Genomic DNA, 14,644 nt, shown 5'->3' with positions numbered 1-14,644 from the left:
GCGCCTGTTCAGGGCGCGGCGGGCTCGCCGGGGTTTCACCGCCGGTTCGCACAACTGTCGCCGGGAGCTGCCACCATCACAGGTGTCCGGACTCGCGGACGGACACCACCGGGATGCCGGGACGGGACGGAACCCGGCACCCCGGTGGGCACCTTCCCCCGCCCCCTGCGGCCCGGCCCCGGAGGCGGGCCGTCGTCAGCCCCCGAGGACGAGACCGAGGTCGACCTCGGTACCGATGAACATCGACCCGACCACCAGGATCAACAACCCGGGCAACAGCGTCACCGCCGTCACCATCGTCACGCGGGGGTTGAGCCGCTGTGCCTTCCGGCGCATGTACTGCGCGTCCGCGCGGCGCATGTCCTGGCTGATGTCGACCAGGGTCTGGCTCAGCGGCGCGCCCAGCTCCTCCGCCTGCTGGATCGCGGTGACGAACTTGCTCAGCGACTCGTTCCGGTTGCGCCGGCGCAGCATCTCGAAGGCCTCCCGGCGCGAGGTGCCCAGCTCCATCTGCTGCAGGGCCAGCTTGAACTCCTCCGAGAGCACCCCGGGCATGGAGTCGGCGACCCGGCCCACCGCAGCGCGGAACGACATCCCCGCGCTCACCGTCACCGCGAGCACGTCCAGGAAGTCGGGCAGCTGCGACTGCACCTTGTCGGCCCGTTCCTGGGCCTGCACGTACAGGTTGAGGTCGGTCATGAAGACGAACGCGAACACCACCACGCCCAGGAACACCTGGCCGGCCAGCAGCACCAGCAGTCCCACACCGCCGTAGAGCACGACCTCACCGGTGCGGCGCCGCACGTAACGTTCCACGGTGAGACCGTCGGGGCGTCCGGCGGCCTCGATCCGCTCGGCGACCGCCGACCGGCGCCGCTCCCCGAAGGACCGAAGGACCGACGGCGCCAGAGGGCCTCCGAGCGCCTCGGTGAGGCGGTGCAGCACGAACACCCCCTCCGAGCCGCGTTCCGGCCGGGGGGTGGAACCGATCGTGGGTCCTTGCACGGTCACCTGCGTGCGGGAACGCAGCAGGTTCACCGCGTACGCGGCCAGCAGCACGACCCCCGCGGCGGCCGCAGCCAGCCCGAGGGGCACCGCCGTGGCGGAGAACTGTCCCATCGACACCGCAACCATGATCCACCTACCCCTACAGCTCGAACCGGGTGATCCGGTTGACCAGTACGAACCCGAGCGTGAACAGCGCGGCCACCACCAGCAGCACCGCGATCCCGGACACGGAGGTGGTCATCACACGCATGATCCCGGGTTCGATCGAGTTGATGAGGAAGACCGCACCCACCGACATGGCCCCCAACGCCCACACCGTGCTGGTCGTCTCGCTCAGGGTCGTGCGCACCTCGCGCCGGGTCTCCTTGCGGTGCTCCAGGGTCGAGGAGATGTTGCGCAACGCCGTGACCAGCGAACCGCCCGACCTCGAGGAGACCACGAGCGTGGCCAGCAGCACCCCGAGTTCCCGGGAAGGCATCCGTTCGCGCAGTTCGGCGACGGCCTCCTCGAAGCTCGCCCCGAGCTTCATCGACTCGGTCATGCGCGCCAGCTCCTCCCCGGCCGGGCCGTCGAGCTCCTCGGCGGCCATAGCCACGGCCGTGGGCAGGGCCAGCCCGGCCGAGGTGGCGTTGCCCAGCACCCGCGCCAGGTCGGGCAGCTGGGCGGTGAACTCCTCCCGCCGCTTGGCCTCGGCCCGGTTCAAGTAGGAGAAGAACAGGAACGCCACCCCGGCAGCCGCCAGCAGCCCGAAGAAGGGAGCCAGCACCTGCCAGACCACCACGACCGCCGACAGCGCCCCGGCCGACAGCGCCACCACGAACGTGGACAGCCGGATGTCGGCACCCGACCGCGCGATGCGCCGGTGCAGGCGTGCGCCCCACTGGGTGCGGAACAGCGCCACCTCCAACCGGGCCATGGGGGCGGCCGCCTCGTGCTCGGCGCGTTCGAGGGCGCTGCGTTCGGCGATCATCCGCTGCTGCTGGGTGCCGGAGACGAACTCCCACAGCGCCCACAGCGCCACGGCCAGCACCAGCACCAGGGCGAGCAGGATCGCCGAGATGCGCCAGTCGGCCAGGATCTCCCAGTTCACCGGGGGTTCCGTCCTTCCTTCGGGGGATGTGGGGGAGGGGTCAGCTCACGGGCGGGCGTCCGGGAGGCTGCTGCGGTGGGGGACCCTGCGCGGGGCCGCCGCCGGGGCCGTTGTCTCCCGCGGGGCCGCCCCCGCCGGCGGCCACACCGAAGGTCGCGGGCACCGCCTCGCCGACGTGGTAGATCCGCCCTGCGATGTGGCGCGGCAGCGGGTGGTGCCGGAAGGAGCCCTCCACGTTCCTGTCGGGTCCGATCGGTTCGGCCTCGAACTCCAGCACCGAGTCCAACCGGAACTCCTCGCGCCGCTTGGAGGAGACCACCGCGATCTCCTCCACCCGGCGCGACCCGTCCGGCCACCGGCCCAGGTGCACGATCGCGTCGACGGCGTTGTTGATCTGGTCGCGCAGCGCGTCGTAGGGGATCAGCCCCTCACCCATCGTCGCGAGCGTCTGCAACCGGTGGATGGCGTCGTCGGCGGAGTTGGCGTGCACCGTCACCAGGGAACCGTCGTGGCCGGTGTTCATCGCCTGCAGCATGTCGACGGTCTCGGGACCGCGCACCTCACCGACGATGATGCGGTCCGGACGCATCCGCAGCGCGTTGCGCACCAGGTCGCGGATGGCGATCGCCCCCTGGCCCTCGATGTTGGGCGGACGCGACTCCAGACGCACCACGTGCTCCTGCATCAGTTGCAGCTCGGCGGAGTCCTCGATGGTCACGATGCGCTCGGTCGGCGGCACGAACGCCGACAACGCGTTCAGGAACGTCGTCTTCCCGCTGCCGGTCCCGCCGGAGACCACGATGTTGAACCGGGCCCGCACCATCGCCGCCAGCAGGATCCCCGTGGGAGAGTCCAGACTGCCCATCCGCACCAGGTCCTCGATGGGGTAGGGCTTGGGGAACCGCCGGATCGTCAACACCGGCCCCGACAGCGACAGGGGCGGGATGATCACGTTGACCCGCTCGCCGCTGGGCAGGCGCGCGTCCACCATGGGGGAGGACTCGTCCACGCGCCGGTTCACCATCGAGACGATGCGGTCGATGGTCTGGTACAGCTGGTCCTCGCCGTTGAAGCTCGCGTCCACACGCTGCATCCGCCCGTCGCGTTCGACGAAGACGTTGTCGGGGCCGTTGACCATGATCTCGGTGACGGTCTCGTCGGCGAGCAGCGGTTCGAGCACCCCCAGCCCCAGCGCCTCGTCCACGACCCGGCGGATCAGTACCGACCGTTCGCGTTCGGCCAGCACCGGGCCCTCACGGGTGAGGATGTGCCCGACGACCTTCTCCAGGCGCACCCGGCGCTGGGCGAGGGTGAGGCGGGTGAGGTCCTCCAGGTTGATCTCGGCCAGCAACCGGCGCCGCCAGTGCGTGACACTGCCGCGGTCGGCGCGCCCCTCCGAGGCGCGGTCCTCCTCCAGACGGTCCTTGAGACCCATCGTCCTCATCCCCCTCGTTCGGTGTCGTCGGCGTGCGTGCCCCTGCACCTACACATTCGGCATGTCCACCCGGCGGGTCAGCGACAGGTCGAACCCGGCCGAGGAGAACACGATCGGCAGCGGGTGGGAGACCTCCACGTAGAACCCGTCGGACTCGTTGGTGCCGCTGGTGACCGCGGCATCCTCCAGCCACACGGGCAGGGCCCGGCGCGCGGTGGACTCGGCCCCCTCCAGCTGCTGGGCGCCGGCCACACGGGCCCCGGCCCGGGCGGCCGACTCCAGGCGTTCGACGGCCACGAAGGCGAAGAAGGCCTCCAGGGCGACCACGACCACCACGAGCAGGATCGGGAAGACGACCGCGAATTCCAGCATCGGCCCGCCCCGGTCGGCGCCGCTGCCCCCGGCGCGCCACCGTGCCGGTCCCCTGCGGAGCCCGGTGCCTGCTCGGCGGAGACCGGCCCACGCCGTCGCCCGCCGCCGACCCTCAACGGACGCCTTGCGGCGCAGCACCTGCTGCTGCGCCTCGTCCCGGCGGCGCTCCCGCCGTGTTCTCATCGGTCGACAGGACCCCACCCTGACTCCTTCTCCGGATCTGCGAGAGCACCACTGGACACACCGCTCGCGACGGAAGGACCCCACCGGTCGGGCTCTCGGGTACTCAACCGCGGTTCCCCCCTCCGGAGCCGTCGAGCGGAGCGACCTCCGGCACGACCGCTGATTCCCCGGTCACGTCCCAGGGCCCGGCCGCGCCCGGCAGGAAGATCGGCATGGACAAGGACACCCGGGCGAACCGTCCGCCGTCGCGTTCGACGATGTCGACGCTCATCGTGTCCTCTCCGTCCCACGGGGGCCGGACCCGTTTGCGGGCCTCCTCGTCGATCAGTGCGGTGTCGTCGGGGGTGACGGCGGCCTGGCGGGCGGCCTCGGACGAGGCGTGGGAGGCATACATCGAGGTGATCCCGATGAGAATCACCTGCCACACCAGTACCAGGGCGAGCATCAGGAACGGGACGACAGCGGCGAACTCGACGACGACCCCGCCGTGGTCCGAGCGGGCCCGACGGAGGGCCTTGCGCCGGTCCGTCCCGTGCTCAACCACCGGACCCACCGGCCCCGTGCGGTCCCGGACCCCGCCCGTTGCCCTGGCTCCCGGCCCCGGCCGAGGCGTTCAGGAACCCCGACACGTCCCGTGTGGAGGGCATGGGCCCGGACGGTGCCCGGCTACCCCCGGGCGGGGTGGGGACCGCACCCTTGCCCGCACCCGGGGAGGTCCCCTCGGGCGCGTCCAGCAGCTCCAGTTCCGAGGCCACCCGGGAGAAGGCCTTGCGCAGCCCCTCGTCGGTGACCTTGGTGGGGTCGCCGTTGTTCTCCCCGGGTTCCAACCCCCGGTAGGAGGCCGGGATCGGGGTGCGCAACACCTGTGTGCCCAGCAGCCGGCGCAGGAAGTCGGGCTGGATCTCGTTCTTGCGGCTGTGCCGGGTCACCAGTGTGAACACGTCGTCCTGCGCACGGATCTGCAACCGTTCCCACAGCGCCGACAGCCGTTGCGCGCCCCGCGTGGAGGGCACGTCCGGGGTGACGGTGACCACGGAGCGGTCGGCCATCTCCACCGCCATGGCCGTGGCCTCGTTCATCGTGGAACCGCAGTCGACCAGCACCAGCTCGTAGCGCGAACGCAGCGCCGTCAGCACCCGTCGGGCGGCCCGTGCGGTCACGTCCTCACCGCGTTCGCCGTGTTCGGGGGCGAGCAGTACGTGCGGGCCGCGGGGGTCGACGTAGAGGGTCTCCGACAGCATGCCCGGGGTGATGTCCTCGCCGGCCTCGACCAGGTCGCTGATGGAGCGCCGGTGCCGCAGGTTGAGGAAGGCGGGCAGGTCGCCGGTCTGCAGGTCCAGGTCGACCAGGCACACCACCCGGTCCTTGGCCGCCGCGGCCATGGCCAGCTGTACCGCGCACGTGGTGGTACCGACACCGCCCTTGGCGCCGCTGAGGGTCACCACGCGCCCGCGCACGCCCGTGACCGGCAGGTCCAGGGAGGCCGACTCCAGGTGGCGGCGCAGGGTGCGCGACCACTCGGCGGCCTTGGCCACCCGGGTCTCCAGCTCGGCGATCCCGGAGTCGGCCGGCATCACCCCGCGGGCGCCCGCCTCCATCGCGGCGGTGAAGGTGTCGGAGTCCATCGTCGTGGACACCAGCAGGACCGCGAGCTGGGGGTGACGGTGCGAGAGGTCGCGTATCGCGTCGAAGACCGGGGCGGGGCCCAGGTCCTGGTGGATGAGGACCACGTCGAGTTCGGGGAACTCCCCGGCGGCCTCGATCAGCGTCGCGGTGCTGCCCCGCGAGGCCACCAGGTCGGCGGTGGAGAGTTCGTCGAAACGCGCGGACAGCACCATCTCCGTCTCGGAGGTCGGCATGCCCGCCAGTACACGGAAGTTCACGGCGTCCCCTCCTCTGCCGGGGCGCGGTGCTGGTCGCCACCGCCGCCACCGCCGCCACCGGAGAACTGGTCGGAGAAGTCGTCGCTGCAGAACTCGTCGGCGCCTGGGTCGCCGCCCCCGTCGGCACTGACCAGCGCCAGGCGGAGTTTGGTGGAGAAGTCCTCGGCGTAGGCCAGTTCCAGCGCCGAGCCCGGTTCCAGACGGAAGGTCACCGGGACCACCCCGGTGCTGCCGCCGTCGGGACCCTCCTGCGGGCGCAGCTCCCCGATGTCGAGCACCTCGACCTCGGTCAGGACCCGTACCGCGCACGCGTCGCCGCGCCCGCCGGCCTGGAACGTGCCGTAGATGTCCACGACCGAGCCGCGTTGGACCTTGCCCGCCACACCGGTCTCGGCGTTGACCATGATCGCGATCTCGCGTTCGCCGGTGGTCAGGGTGGGCTGGGGCTGGACCATGCCGCGCTGCAGGAGTGAACCCTCCTCCAGGTGGGTCGCGGCCACGAGCTCCTGGTCGGAGGGGGTGTCGACGTCGGCCAGGTCGCTGAGGAAGAGTTCCTCGTCGAAGTACATGCGAGGCACGCTCTCCTGCTCCACGTGCTCGGCGCCGACGGCCTGCCCGGCCTCGATCTCGGAGGACACGCGCAGCACGGTCGCGAACTCGCCGAGCTGGTCCTGCTGGCTGCGCAGGTACACGAAGACGGAGGCGAACACGGCCACGGCGCCTGTGGCGGCCACCACCATGAGCAGGACGCCGCGTCGCTGACGGGGGTTCATAGGGGCAGTTCTTTCCGTTCAGGGAATCGTGTCGGGTGCTCTCGGGGGATGTGGGGCGGGCATGGTGCGGTCGGCGGGTCGGCACCGGGCCGGGCATCCGCTCATGGGAGGGGTTCCCGGGACGGACGCGGCCCCCGGGGCTTCATCGGGGGTGGGGGCTGCGTGCCTCCGGTGCGTGTCCGGGGGGTGCGTGGGTGGTGAGGTCGGGCAGGGGCTCGGGTTCGGGGGGCCGGTTGTGGGGCGGGTCGGTCGGCGGGGCCCCGTTGTGGGCGGTACCGCGGGCACGCCCGGGGGCCGTCCGGTGCTCGCGGGGCGGTACTGCTTCGGCCCGCGGTCCGGGCCGGGGGTGTGCGGGCAGCGGGGGAGCGGGCCCCGTGGGCGGAGCGGGCGTCGGCGCCGGTGCGGGGCCGGCCGGGGCCTGCCTGCCGCCCGTGGGGGAGGTGGAGCCACCCTGCGGGGGCGGGGGCTCGCTCGGGCGCGGCGGCAGCGGCCGGGTCGCGTTGCCCGAGCAGAAGGGGCAGGGTCTGGAACGTGTCGGTTCGCCGCACCAGGTGCACAGGGCGGTGCGCAGTGCGCCGGCGGCGTAGGCCAGGGCCTGGGGGTGGGCACTCAGCGCCACGAACTCCACGTACTTGGACGTGCCCCAGTAGACGGGGCCCAGCGGTTGGGCGGGCAGCCGGCGGGTGGCCACCGGGCCGATGGCCCGGGGCAGGTTCTCGTCGAAGGGTCCGGTCAGGGCCGGGTCGGGGGTCGAGCACAGCAGTTGCACCGGGCGCACCGGGCGGAAGGGCAGTGTGCGTTCGACCTCCGGGGGACGCATACGTTCCAGGCTGCGCGTGGGCGCGCAGTAGGCCAGGTAGGACACCGACGGAGCGAGCGACCCCATCTGCTGGCGCAGGGACACCGGGAAGCTCGCCAGGTTGGAGACGTTGCGCAGCCACGCGCCCGCCAGCAGGTGTTTGGGTAGTTCGTCGCTGAGCCCGGCCACCATGCCCGGGGGTACGTAGGGGGTCAGGTAGGCGAGCTGGTCGGCCACGAGTGAGAGCGCCAGGGGTGACAGGTCCACGGCGATGCCGGCGACGTGGTCGTCCCGAGTGGCGCCCCGGGCGAAGTTGACGGCGCGCACGGCCGTCTCCGGCTGCCAGGACGGGTAGAGGGCGACGACCTTCTGGCCCGCCTCGGCCCGTGCGCGGGCGAAGTCGACGAACGCGGCGCTGCGTTCGCCGATGCCGTCTCCGTGCATCGCGAACCGCTGCGCCCGGACCTCGCCCACGTGGCCCGTGCTGGGGATGTCCGCCAACAGGGCGACGGCCGTGGCCGACCGCGGAAGGGCTCTGGACACTGGGCAAGCTCCATCGGTTCTGCGCACTCGGGTGGGTCTGACGCGTCGTTCGGTCCCGCGGGGGTTCGGGGTCGGGGCTCGGTGAGGGGCGCTGTTGCTCGTGGGCGCCACTCGGACGCATCGTAACCAATGTGTCCTCGGGCGTGGGAGGCCCCGCCGGACCTCCCGGGCACGTCGGTGCGGTCGGGGGTGTACGGCGGAGCACACAGGGTCGCGTCCGGGGACGGTGGTCGCCCTGGGGCCGGGGAGAGCCCCGACCAGGCGACTCGCGGCCGGGAACGGGTGGTCGGGGTGGGGCGGTCGGGCCCGGGGTGGTTCGCGGATGGCCGGATGTGGCCAACCGCGGGGTGAGGTGTGGACAGGGATCGGGTCCAGTTGTTATCGGCGGTTCTGTTCCCTTCGTGAGGGTCGTTGCGCACCTTCCCCACGATCCATGCCGGGAGCGCCGAGGGCCAGAGCCGATCTCCTGCCTGTGGACGGCGCGTCCTTCCCGTGCGCCGCGCGGGCCCCGGCGCACGGGCCCTGGGCAAGGCGCCCCGTCCGGGTGGCAGCGGCTCCGTGGCGGCCCCGGAAGCGCTGCACACCCCGTGTTCCGGCTCGCACCCGTGATTCTGTGAGGTTCGCCCGGCCGTGTTCGGGAACGTTCAGGGGCGGTTTCGCGTCATATCTTGAGTAGCCACATCCCCCCGAGGAGATCAACGATGCGCAAGTACAACCGCGCCGCCGCGGGAGCGGCGGCCTGGCAGGTCATCCAGAACACCGGAGGACGGGTGTCCGTGTGGCAGCGGGCCCTCGCCGTCCCCCGCATGCTCGGGGCCAAACTGCGCGGCCGCTACCCCGAGCTGAGCAGCGGCAAACTGCTCGCCATGCTCGTCATGGCCGGTTACATCCTCTCGCCCGTGGACTTCGTCCCCGAGCTCCTCTTCTCGGTGTTCGGCCTGGTCGACGACATCGGTGTCGCCGTCTGGCTCACCACGATGCTGCTCGGGGAGAGCGAGCGTTACGTCGAGTGGGAGCGCGACGCGGCCGCCCAACAGGCCACCTACACCGAGCAGGGCGAGCCCTACCGCGGACAGGCCCGCTCCGGCAGCACCCACCAGGGTGTGTACACCGAATCCGGCGCGGCCGGCCGGCGCTGAGACCGGGGCCGTCCCAGCGGCGGGCGGCCCGGACACCCGGAACGGACGCCGAGTGGCCGATTTCACCGCCTGCGGACGAATGCCCCGCCGTGCCCCGCGGTTGTGCTGAGTACACGGCGCAGGGGCACGCCCTGCTGCCCCCGCAGTGTCGAAGGGAACAACCATGGCCGGTGGCGCACCACTGCAGTCCGCATACGATCCCATACGCACACTCGCGCCGGACACCGCGATGGACGCGGTCACGCTCCGGGTGGGCGATCTGGAGCTGATGAGCTCCTACTACGCGGACGCGCTGGCCCTCGAACCCGTCGAGGAGCGTGCGCACGGGCGGGAGGTCCACCGGGTACTCGGACGGGGGACCGTTCCGATGGTCCGGCTCATCGCCACCCCGGACCTGCCGGGTGTGGACCCGCGCGAGGCCGGCCTGTTCCACACCGCGTTCCTCTTCGAGGACGCCCGGAGCCTGGCCGCGACCGTCTACCGCGCCGCCAAGGACAGCCGCAGCCGGTTCGTGGGATCCTCCGACCACCTGGTCAGCGAGGCGTTCTACTTCACCGACCCCGAGGGCAACGGGATCGAGCTCTACATCGACCGCGACCGCTCCGAGTGGACCTACGCCCCGGACGGCGAACTCCGGATGGCCACCGACCCCCTCGACCCCAACGCCTTCCTGCGCACCCACCTGGACGAGTCCACCGTCGAGACCGCGCCCCGCCTGCCGGGGAAGGTGGGCCACGTCCACCTGCAGGTGGGCGACATCGACCGGGCCCGGGACTTCTACGTCGACACCCTCGGCTTCGAGACCACCGTGCGCAGCTACCCCGGGGCCCTGTTCGCCGCGGCCGGCGGTTACCACCACCACGTGGCGATGAACACCTGGAACAGCAGGGGCGTGGGCCCGCGGGCCTCCCGGCTGGGGCTCGGGGACGTCGCGGTGACCGTGCCGGCACGCGAGGACCTCGACCTCCTGGTCGAGCGCCTGAGGGCGAAGGACGTCGCGTTCGCCGACGACGGGCGGTCCGTCTCCGTGCAGGACCCGTGGCGGACCCAGGTCACCGTCAGCCTGCCCGGTACCGGCGTCGACGACCTGCTGAGACTCTGAGCCGGTTCCGGCCCCTGACACGGGCCGAGCGACCGGGCGGAGCGCTCGAGCGCAGCACGGGTCCTGCCTCGAGGGCCCTGGACGCAGGGCCCTCAACGCCCGTTGGCGGCCAGGGCCCAGTCCCACAGCGCCGCCAACGCCTGCCATCCCTGGAACGCGACCGTGGTGAGCAGGACCGCGGTGAACACCACCGATCCCGCCAACACCAGCACACCCAGTCCGCGGCGCTGCGCACGGTGCCGGGGGGCGCTCACCCGGGGCCGTCCAGGAGCTCCGGTTCCTCCACCAGGGCACCGAACGCGGACGGCAGGCCCTCTAACACCCACCGCAGCAGACGGCCCAGGCTGGGATCGACCCGCCCGTCCGGATCGGTCACGGCGCAGGTGTGGAACACGCGCACCCGGCCGAAGTGGGCACGCGCCGACCGCAGCAGGTTCCCCAGACCCAGCGTATGCTCGGCCCAGTGGGACAACGCCTCCTGGCCGGTACCGTCCGGGGCGATCGAGGTCCCCCGCAACAGGTCCCCACGGGTGACCACCACCCCCAGGCGGGCCCGGCGCACCGCAGGCCCGAGCCGGCGTTCGACCTCCTCCAGCACCTGGCCGTAGGCGAGCTCGGGGTCGCGCGTGCGCGAACGCACCGGGGCGAGCTCTTCACGCTCGGCCGGACCCAGGGGGGACCACACCGCATCGCTCCCGAGCGGGTCCACCACCAGCAGGAACGTGGCTGCCTGGCCCAGATAGCCCAGCTCGCCCACGGTCGAGGTACGGGCGAACCGCTCCCCGGCCGCGTCGTAGAGCTGAAGGAGCAGGGTGCTGCCGCCGGCGCCCACCCGCACCGTCAGGCCGCGGACCCGGTGCCCCGGCAGGGTCGGCAGGGTCCGCGCCGAAGGACGGAGCACCGCGCGGGCCTCACCCAGGCACTGGCGCGCCCCGTGGCCCACCGTGTCGGCGTAGGCGTCCGGGAAGGGCTCGGCGCCCTGCTCCAGCGCCCGGTACAACCCGTTGACCAGGCGGGTCTTGCCCGCCCCGGCACCACCGAAGAGCGGCAGCACCAGCTCGGGCGCCTCCCCGGGACGGTGCTCCAGGGTGTGGGTGCAGTAGGGGCAGACCGTGTGCAGATCGGCGGTACCGAACAGCAGCAGAGTCGGCATACGCGACGCGCACAGGCACACACGCCACAGGATCCCGCGCCGTCCGGGCCGGATCGCGGTGTGCCGGCGCCCGCACTCACACGCGTAGGCCGGATACCCCAGGCGCCGGAAACAGTGCGGGCACACCATCCGCACCCGCCGCAGTACCAACAACGCCGCGTCGACCGCACGGAGCACCCCCACGCAGACCCAGGCCGCGCACTGGTGGAGCGCCACCGCCGCCGTGTACAGGGCCACGTGCGGAGCGAGCAGGAGCGTCCAGGGGGCCGAGGACCGCCAGGTACCACCGACCACCGCGCACAGATCCGCCCAGGCCGGGCCGCCGTGGTAACTGCAGTGGGCAGGATCGTCCCCGGGCCCGGGCGCCGGCTCGTCGGGGTGGGCGCCGGCGAACAGGACCGCGTGCACGGTACGCACGTAGAGCCAGGTCAACGACAGCGCCCCGAGGCACACGGCGACGATCCCCGCCACCAGGGGCACGGTCAGCAGAGCCGCCACGACGATCGGCCAGTTGAGCACCGCGACCACACACACCGGCAGCCCCACCAGGAGCGCGAGCAGCGAGGGCAGGCCGCATCCCTCGTTCCTCACCGGTCCCACCCCTCCCACCAGCGGCGCAGGGGGCCCGGTCCGCGCACGCCGCGCAACCACACGTCGAACTCGGCGGCCAGGGCAGCGGGCAGCAGGCGTCGGACGGCGTTGGTACGGCGGCGCCCCCACGTGGACAGCACCGGGGACAGGACCTCGTCGGTGAGCCGTGCCGCCCGGTCCGCCGCGGCCCCCGGAACGGAGCCACGGGACACGAGCGCGGCACCACCGGCCGCATGTCCTGGTTCGGACACGGTGGACCAAGCGGCCCCCGGCCCCCCGGCACCTGTCTGCCCGGCACCCGGATCCCCGGCACCACGGGGACCGGTGTCCCGTGGCCACGCGTGCGAACGCGCCGCCGCGAAGACCGACGCCGCCAACGCCGGATCCGGACCGTCCCCGACCAGCGCCCGCCCGACACGGTCGGCGTAGGCGTCCAGCACCGCGGCCGGACACCACCCCAGCGCCCCGGCGAGCGTGTCCGGGTCCCGACGGGCCGACAACGTTTCCGCCGCCCGCCGGCGCACCACCTCACGCACCGCGGGATGCGCTCGCTCCGAACACTCCCGCAACACACGCCAGGGCCCCTCCTGCGCGAACTCACCGTCCGGGGCGCGCGCCAACGCCCGCAGCGCCGGACGGGCCCCCTCCCACCCCTCCAGGACACGAACGGCCTCCAAAGGCAGACTCGGCCGCAGCCAGTGCCCGGACAACGCCGCCGCCAACCGGTGCCAGGCACGCAACCGCTCCGGCCACGGCACCGACGTCAACGCGTCCCCGATCCAACCGGCCACCCCCGGCGCGAGCAGATCGGAACGCCACAACCGCACCAGGGTCTGCTCGGCCGGGCCCGGGGCGCCCGCCGGACCCAGCACCCGTCCCAGCAGCTCGGTGTCCAGGTCGTGCTCGGGCAGCCCCGCAGGCGAGTACGGGCGGGCCCGCCGACGCGCGTCCATGAGCTCACGCACGAGCCCGGCCGGGTCGGGGTGGGGTGAGGACACCCGGTACAGCTCACGCAGCACCACACCCGCCGGGTCGCGGTCGCGGGCGGTCCACACGCCCACCGGCCCCGCCGCGATCCGCGCCAACCGCTCCCGGGGCAGCTCCGAGAGCGCACCGGCCAGCCCCCGGCGCACCCCCGCGCGCGCCCGGACCAGCCTCGCCACCGACGGGTCCGGGACGGCGCCCTCGGGCAGGCCCTGGATCAGCCCGGCGACCGCACTGGCCCCGTAGCGCTCCAGAGACCGCTCGGGGACCCCGCACCGGGCGGCCCGCGCCCACGCCAACAACGCCAGGACCCGGTCCGGGTGCAGGCCCGGAGCCCGGCCCTCCAGGAGCGTCCCGATCCGCTCGCGAGCCGCCTCCCGCGCCCGCACCGAGCGCAGAGGCACCGCTTCGGGAACTTCCTCGCCCGCGGCCACCGAACGCAGGGACCGCAGCGCCGCCTCGCTCTCCAGCCGCTCGGCCAGGGATGCCGAACCCGCGCGGTGGGCCAGTGTCCACAGGTCCTCCAGCGCCCCGGACGGCAGATCGGGGCCGTACCCGTCCAGGAAACGGGACAGGGCCCCGGCCAGGGTCCGTCGCGGCAACCAGGAGGCGCCGGCCCACCACCTGCGGGCGGTCTCCCACTGCTCGGGCGTGACCCGGCCCGGGCCCTCCACCACCGAGGAAGCCACCAGGACCGGCCACCAGTCGGCCAGGGAACGTTCCCGCCCCGAGCCGTAGCGCGCCAGGCGCCGCCACAGCTCCGGGGCCTGCTCCGGGCCGGCCGCCACGAGCGCGTGCGCCAGGCCCCGGTGTGCCCCCGTGATCTCCGGAAGGCGGGGCCCGTCCCCCGCCCACCCGTGCTGCGGGGGCCGAAAGACCACGAACCGGGCCCGCAACCCCTCGGTGTCGGTCCCGGGAGGCACACCCACCACGTGCGCGAACGTCTCCCCGGGCCGCCCGCAGTAGGTCGTGAACCCCACGGCCCGGGCCCGAGCGGGCGGCAGCAGGTGCGAGACCAGCGCGACCCAGTGCGCGACCGACGCGCTGTCGGCCACCACCAGCACCGGGTTCCCGCCGTCCACCGCCGCATCCACCGCACCCAACAACCGGGCCACCTCCGAGGCCCGCACCCCGCACGAGCCCTGCCACAGGCCCGTGCGCACCCGGTCCAACGGGGCCGAGGGCGAACGCAGCAACGGCAGCTCCGGGCCGGGGGAGGGCACCTGCGTCCAGAAACCCGCCCCCCACAGCTCCGCCGGCAGCACCGCCGCGTCCGTGTCCCCGGCCCCCGGCCACACCAGGCTGTGCGCGAAGTAGTTGCCCGGCCGCCCCGACGGGTCCGGCCCGTTGGAGACCACCCGGCTCACCACCCGCGCCCCGGCCAGATCCGGCGCGTAACTCAGGCTCACCGGGTGCGCCGAAACCTCCTCCACCGGGACCGACCTCGGCGGTTCGTAGGCGGTGAACCGCTCCACCTCACGCAGCACCCGCGCGTCCACACCCGGGGTCGCAGCGTTGAACTGGTACCCGGCGTGGCCGCCCAGGCCGCGCTCACAGGAGGTGTAGTACAACTGCGCAAAACCCATCGG

Annotated in this window: 13 protein-coding genes; 2 read left to right on the top strand and 11 right to left on the bottom strand. The window is 73.2% G+C overall.

The features are described from left to right. Nucleotides 1–195: 195 nt before the first annotated feature. The 8 genes from D456_RS0111285 to D456_RS0111250 form a co-directional block, all read right to left on the bottom strand. A complete protein-coding gene (locus D456_RS0111285; protein ID WP_193373828.1) occupies nt 196–1,134 on the bottom strand; it encodes a type II secretion system F family protein in 939 nt (312 codons plus the stop codon). Nucleotides 1,135–1,147: 13 nt separating this feature from the next. Next, nucleotides 1,148–2,098, bottom strand: coding sequence for a type II secretion system F family protein (locus tag D456_RS0111280; RefSeq protein ID WP_017576290.1), 951 nt, complete (start codon nt 2,096–2,098; stop codon nt 1,148–1,150). A gap of 40 nt (nt 2,099–2,138) precedes the next feature. Continuing rightward, the gene (locus D456_RS0111275; RefSeq protein WP_017576289.1) at nt 2,139–3,533 is read right to left on the bottom strand and encodes a CpaF family protein; all 1,395 of its coding nucleotides are present in this window, start codon (nt 3,531–3,533) and stop codon (nt 2,139–2,141) included. Between the two features lie 48 nt (nt 3,534–3,581). Next, nucleotides 3,582–3,905, bottom strand: coding sequence for a TadE/TadG family type IV pilus assembly protein (locus tag D456_RS0111270; protein WP_017576288.1), 324 nt, complete (start codon nt 3,903–3,905; stop codon nt 3,582–3,584). A 286-nt stretch (nt 3,906–4,191) separates the two neighbouring features. Next, nucleotides 4,192–4,641: a TadE/TadG family type IV pilus assembly protein gene (locus D456_RS0111265; RefSeq protein WP_017576287.1), complete on the bottom strand. Its 450-nt coding sequence runs from the start codon at nt 4,639–4,641 to the stop codon at nt 4,192–4,194. Further along, a complete protein-coding gene (locus D456_RS0111260) occupies nt 4,625–5,971 on the bottom strand; it encodes an AAA family ATPase (RefSeq protein ID WP_017576286.1) in 1,347 nt (448 codons plus the stop codon). The genes D456_RS0111265 and D456_RS0111260 overlap by 17 nt, the downstream gene beginning before the upstream one ends. Continuing rightward, on the bottom strand, nt 5,968–6,744 hold the full coding sequence (gene cpaB, locus D456_RS0111255) for a Flp pilus assembly protein CpaB (RefSeq protein ID WP_017576285.1): 777 nt from the start codon (nt 6,742–6,744) through the stop codon (nt 5,968–5,970). The genes D456_RS0111260 and cpaB overlap by 4 nt, the downstream gene beginning before the upstream one ends. A gap of 142 nt (nt 6,745–6,886) precedes the next feature. Beyond that, on the bottom strand, nt 6,887–8,086 hold the full coding sequence (locus D456_RS0111250) for a hypothetical protein (protein WP_017576284.1): 1,200 nt from the start codon (nt 8,084–8,086) through the stop codon (nt 6,887–6,889). A gap of 701 nt (nt 8,087–8,787) precedes the next feature. Here D456_RS0111250 and D456_RS0111245 point away from each other — a divergent pair. Together D456_RS0111245 and D456_RS0111240 are read left to right on the top strand one after the other, a co-directional pair. Beyond that, the gene (locus D456_RS0111245) at nt 8,788–9,225 is read left to right on the top strand and encodes a YkvA family protein (protein ID WP_017576283.1); all 438 of its coding nucleotides are present in this window, start codon (nt 8,788–8,790) and stop codon (nt 9,223–9,225) included. Between the two features lie 163 nt (nt 9,226–9,388). Continuing rightward, a complete protein-coding gene (locus D456_RS0111240; RefSeq protein WP_017576282.1) occupies nt 9,389–10,327 on the top strand; it encodes a VOC family protein in 939 nt (312 codons plus the stop codon). A 92-nt stretch (nt 10,328–10,419) separates the two neighbouring features. On the opposite strand, the gene D456_RS27080 is transcribed toward D456_RS0111240, so the two are convergent. Genes D456_RS27080 through D456_RS0111225 form a run of 3 tightly spaced genes read right to left on the bottom strand, consistent with a single transcriptional unit; the run spans nt 10,420 to nt 14,641 of the window. Continuing rightward, on the bottom strand, nt 10,420–10,581 hold the full coding sequence (locus D456_RS27080) for a hypothetical protein (RefSeq protein ID WP_017576281.1): 162 nt from the start codon (nt 10,579–10,581) through the stop codon (nt 10,420–10,422). Beyond that, the gene (locus D456_RS0111230; protein ID WP_239643813.1) at nt 10,578–12,071 is read right to left on the bottom strand and encodes a TRAFAC clade GTPase domain-containing protein; all 1,494 of its coding nucleotides are present in this window, start codon (nt 12,069–12,071) and stop codon (nt 10,578–10,580) included. Before D456_RS0111230 ends, D456_RS27080 begins: the two co-directional genes overlap by 4 nt. Further along, the gene (locus D456_RS0111225; protein ID WP_017576279.1) at nt 12,068–14,641 is read right to left on the bottom strand and encodes a GTPase-associated protein 1-related protein; all 2,574 of its coding nucleotides are present in this window, start codon (nt 14,639–14,641) and stop codon (nt 12,068–12,070) included. Before D456_RS0111225 ends, D456_RS0111230 begins: the two co-directional genes overlap by 4 nt. Nucleotides 14,642–14,644 lie beyond the last annotated feature (3 nt).

Origin of the sequence: Nocardiopsis kunsanensis DSM 44524 (assembly GCF_000340965.1) — a bacterium.
Taxonomy (GTDB): domain Bacteria; phylum Actinomycetota; class Actinomycetes; order Streptosporangiales; family Streptosporangiaceae; genus Nocardiopsis; species Nocardiopsis kunsanensis.
Note: the sequence above shows the minus strand (reverse complement) of the source record. Positions and strands in the feature narration are given on the sequence as shown.

Bases quoted from the DNA above. Each gene is read 5' to 3' on its own strand.
- D456_RS0111285 (WP_193373828.1), bottom strand. From the start codon at position 1,134: ATGGTTGCGGTGTCGATGGGACAGTTCTCCGCCACGGCGGTGCCCCTC.
- D456_RS0111270 (WP_017576288.1), bottom strand. From the start codon at position 3,905: ATGCTGGAATTCGCGGTCGTCTTCCCGATCCTGCTCGTGGTGGTCGTG.
- D456_RS0111225 (WP_017576279.1), bottom strand. From the start codon at position 14,641: ATGGGTTTTGCGCAGTTGTACTACACCTCCTGTGAGCGCGGCCTGGGC.
- D456_RS0111240 (WP_017576282.1), top strand. From the start codon at position 9,389: ATGGCCGGTGGCGCACCACTGCAGTCCGCATACGATCCCATACGCACA.
- D456_RS0111275 (WP_017576289.1), bottom strand. From the start codon at position 3,533: ATGGGTCTCAAGGACCGTCTGGAGGAGGACCGCGCCTCGGAGGGGCGC.
- D456_RS0111245 (WP_017576283.1), top strand. From the start codon at position 8,788: ATGCGCAAGTACAACCGCGCCGCCGCGGGAGCGGCGGCCTGGCAGGTC.
- cpaB (WP_017576285.1), bottom strand. From the start codon at position 6,744: ATGAACCCCCGTCAGCGACGCGGCGTCCTGCTCATGGTGGTGGCCGCC.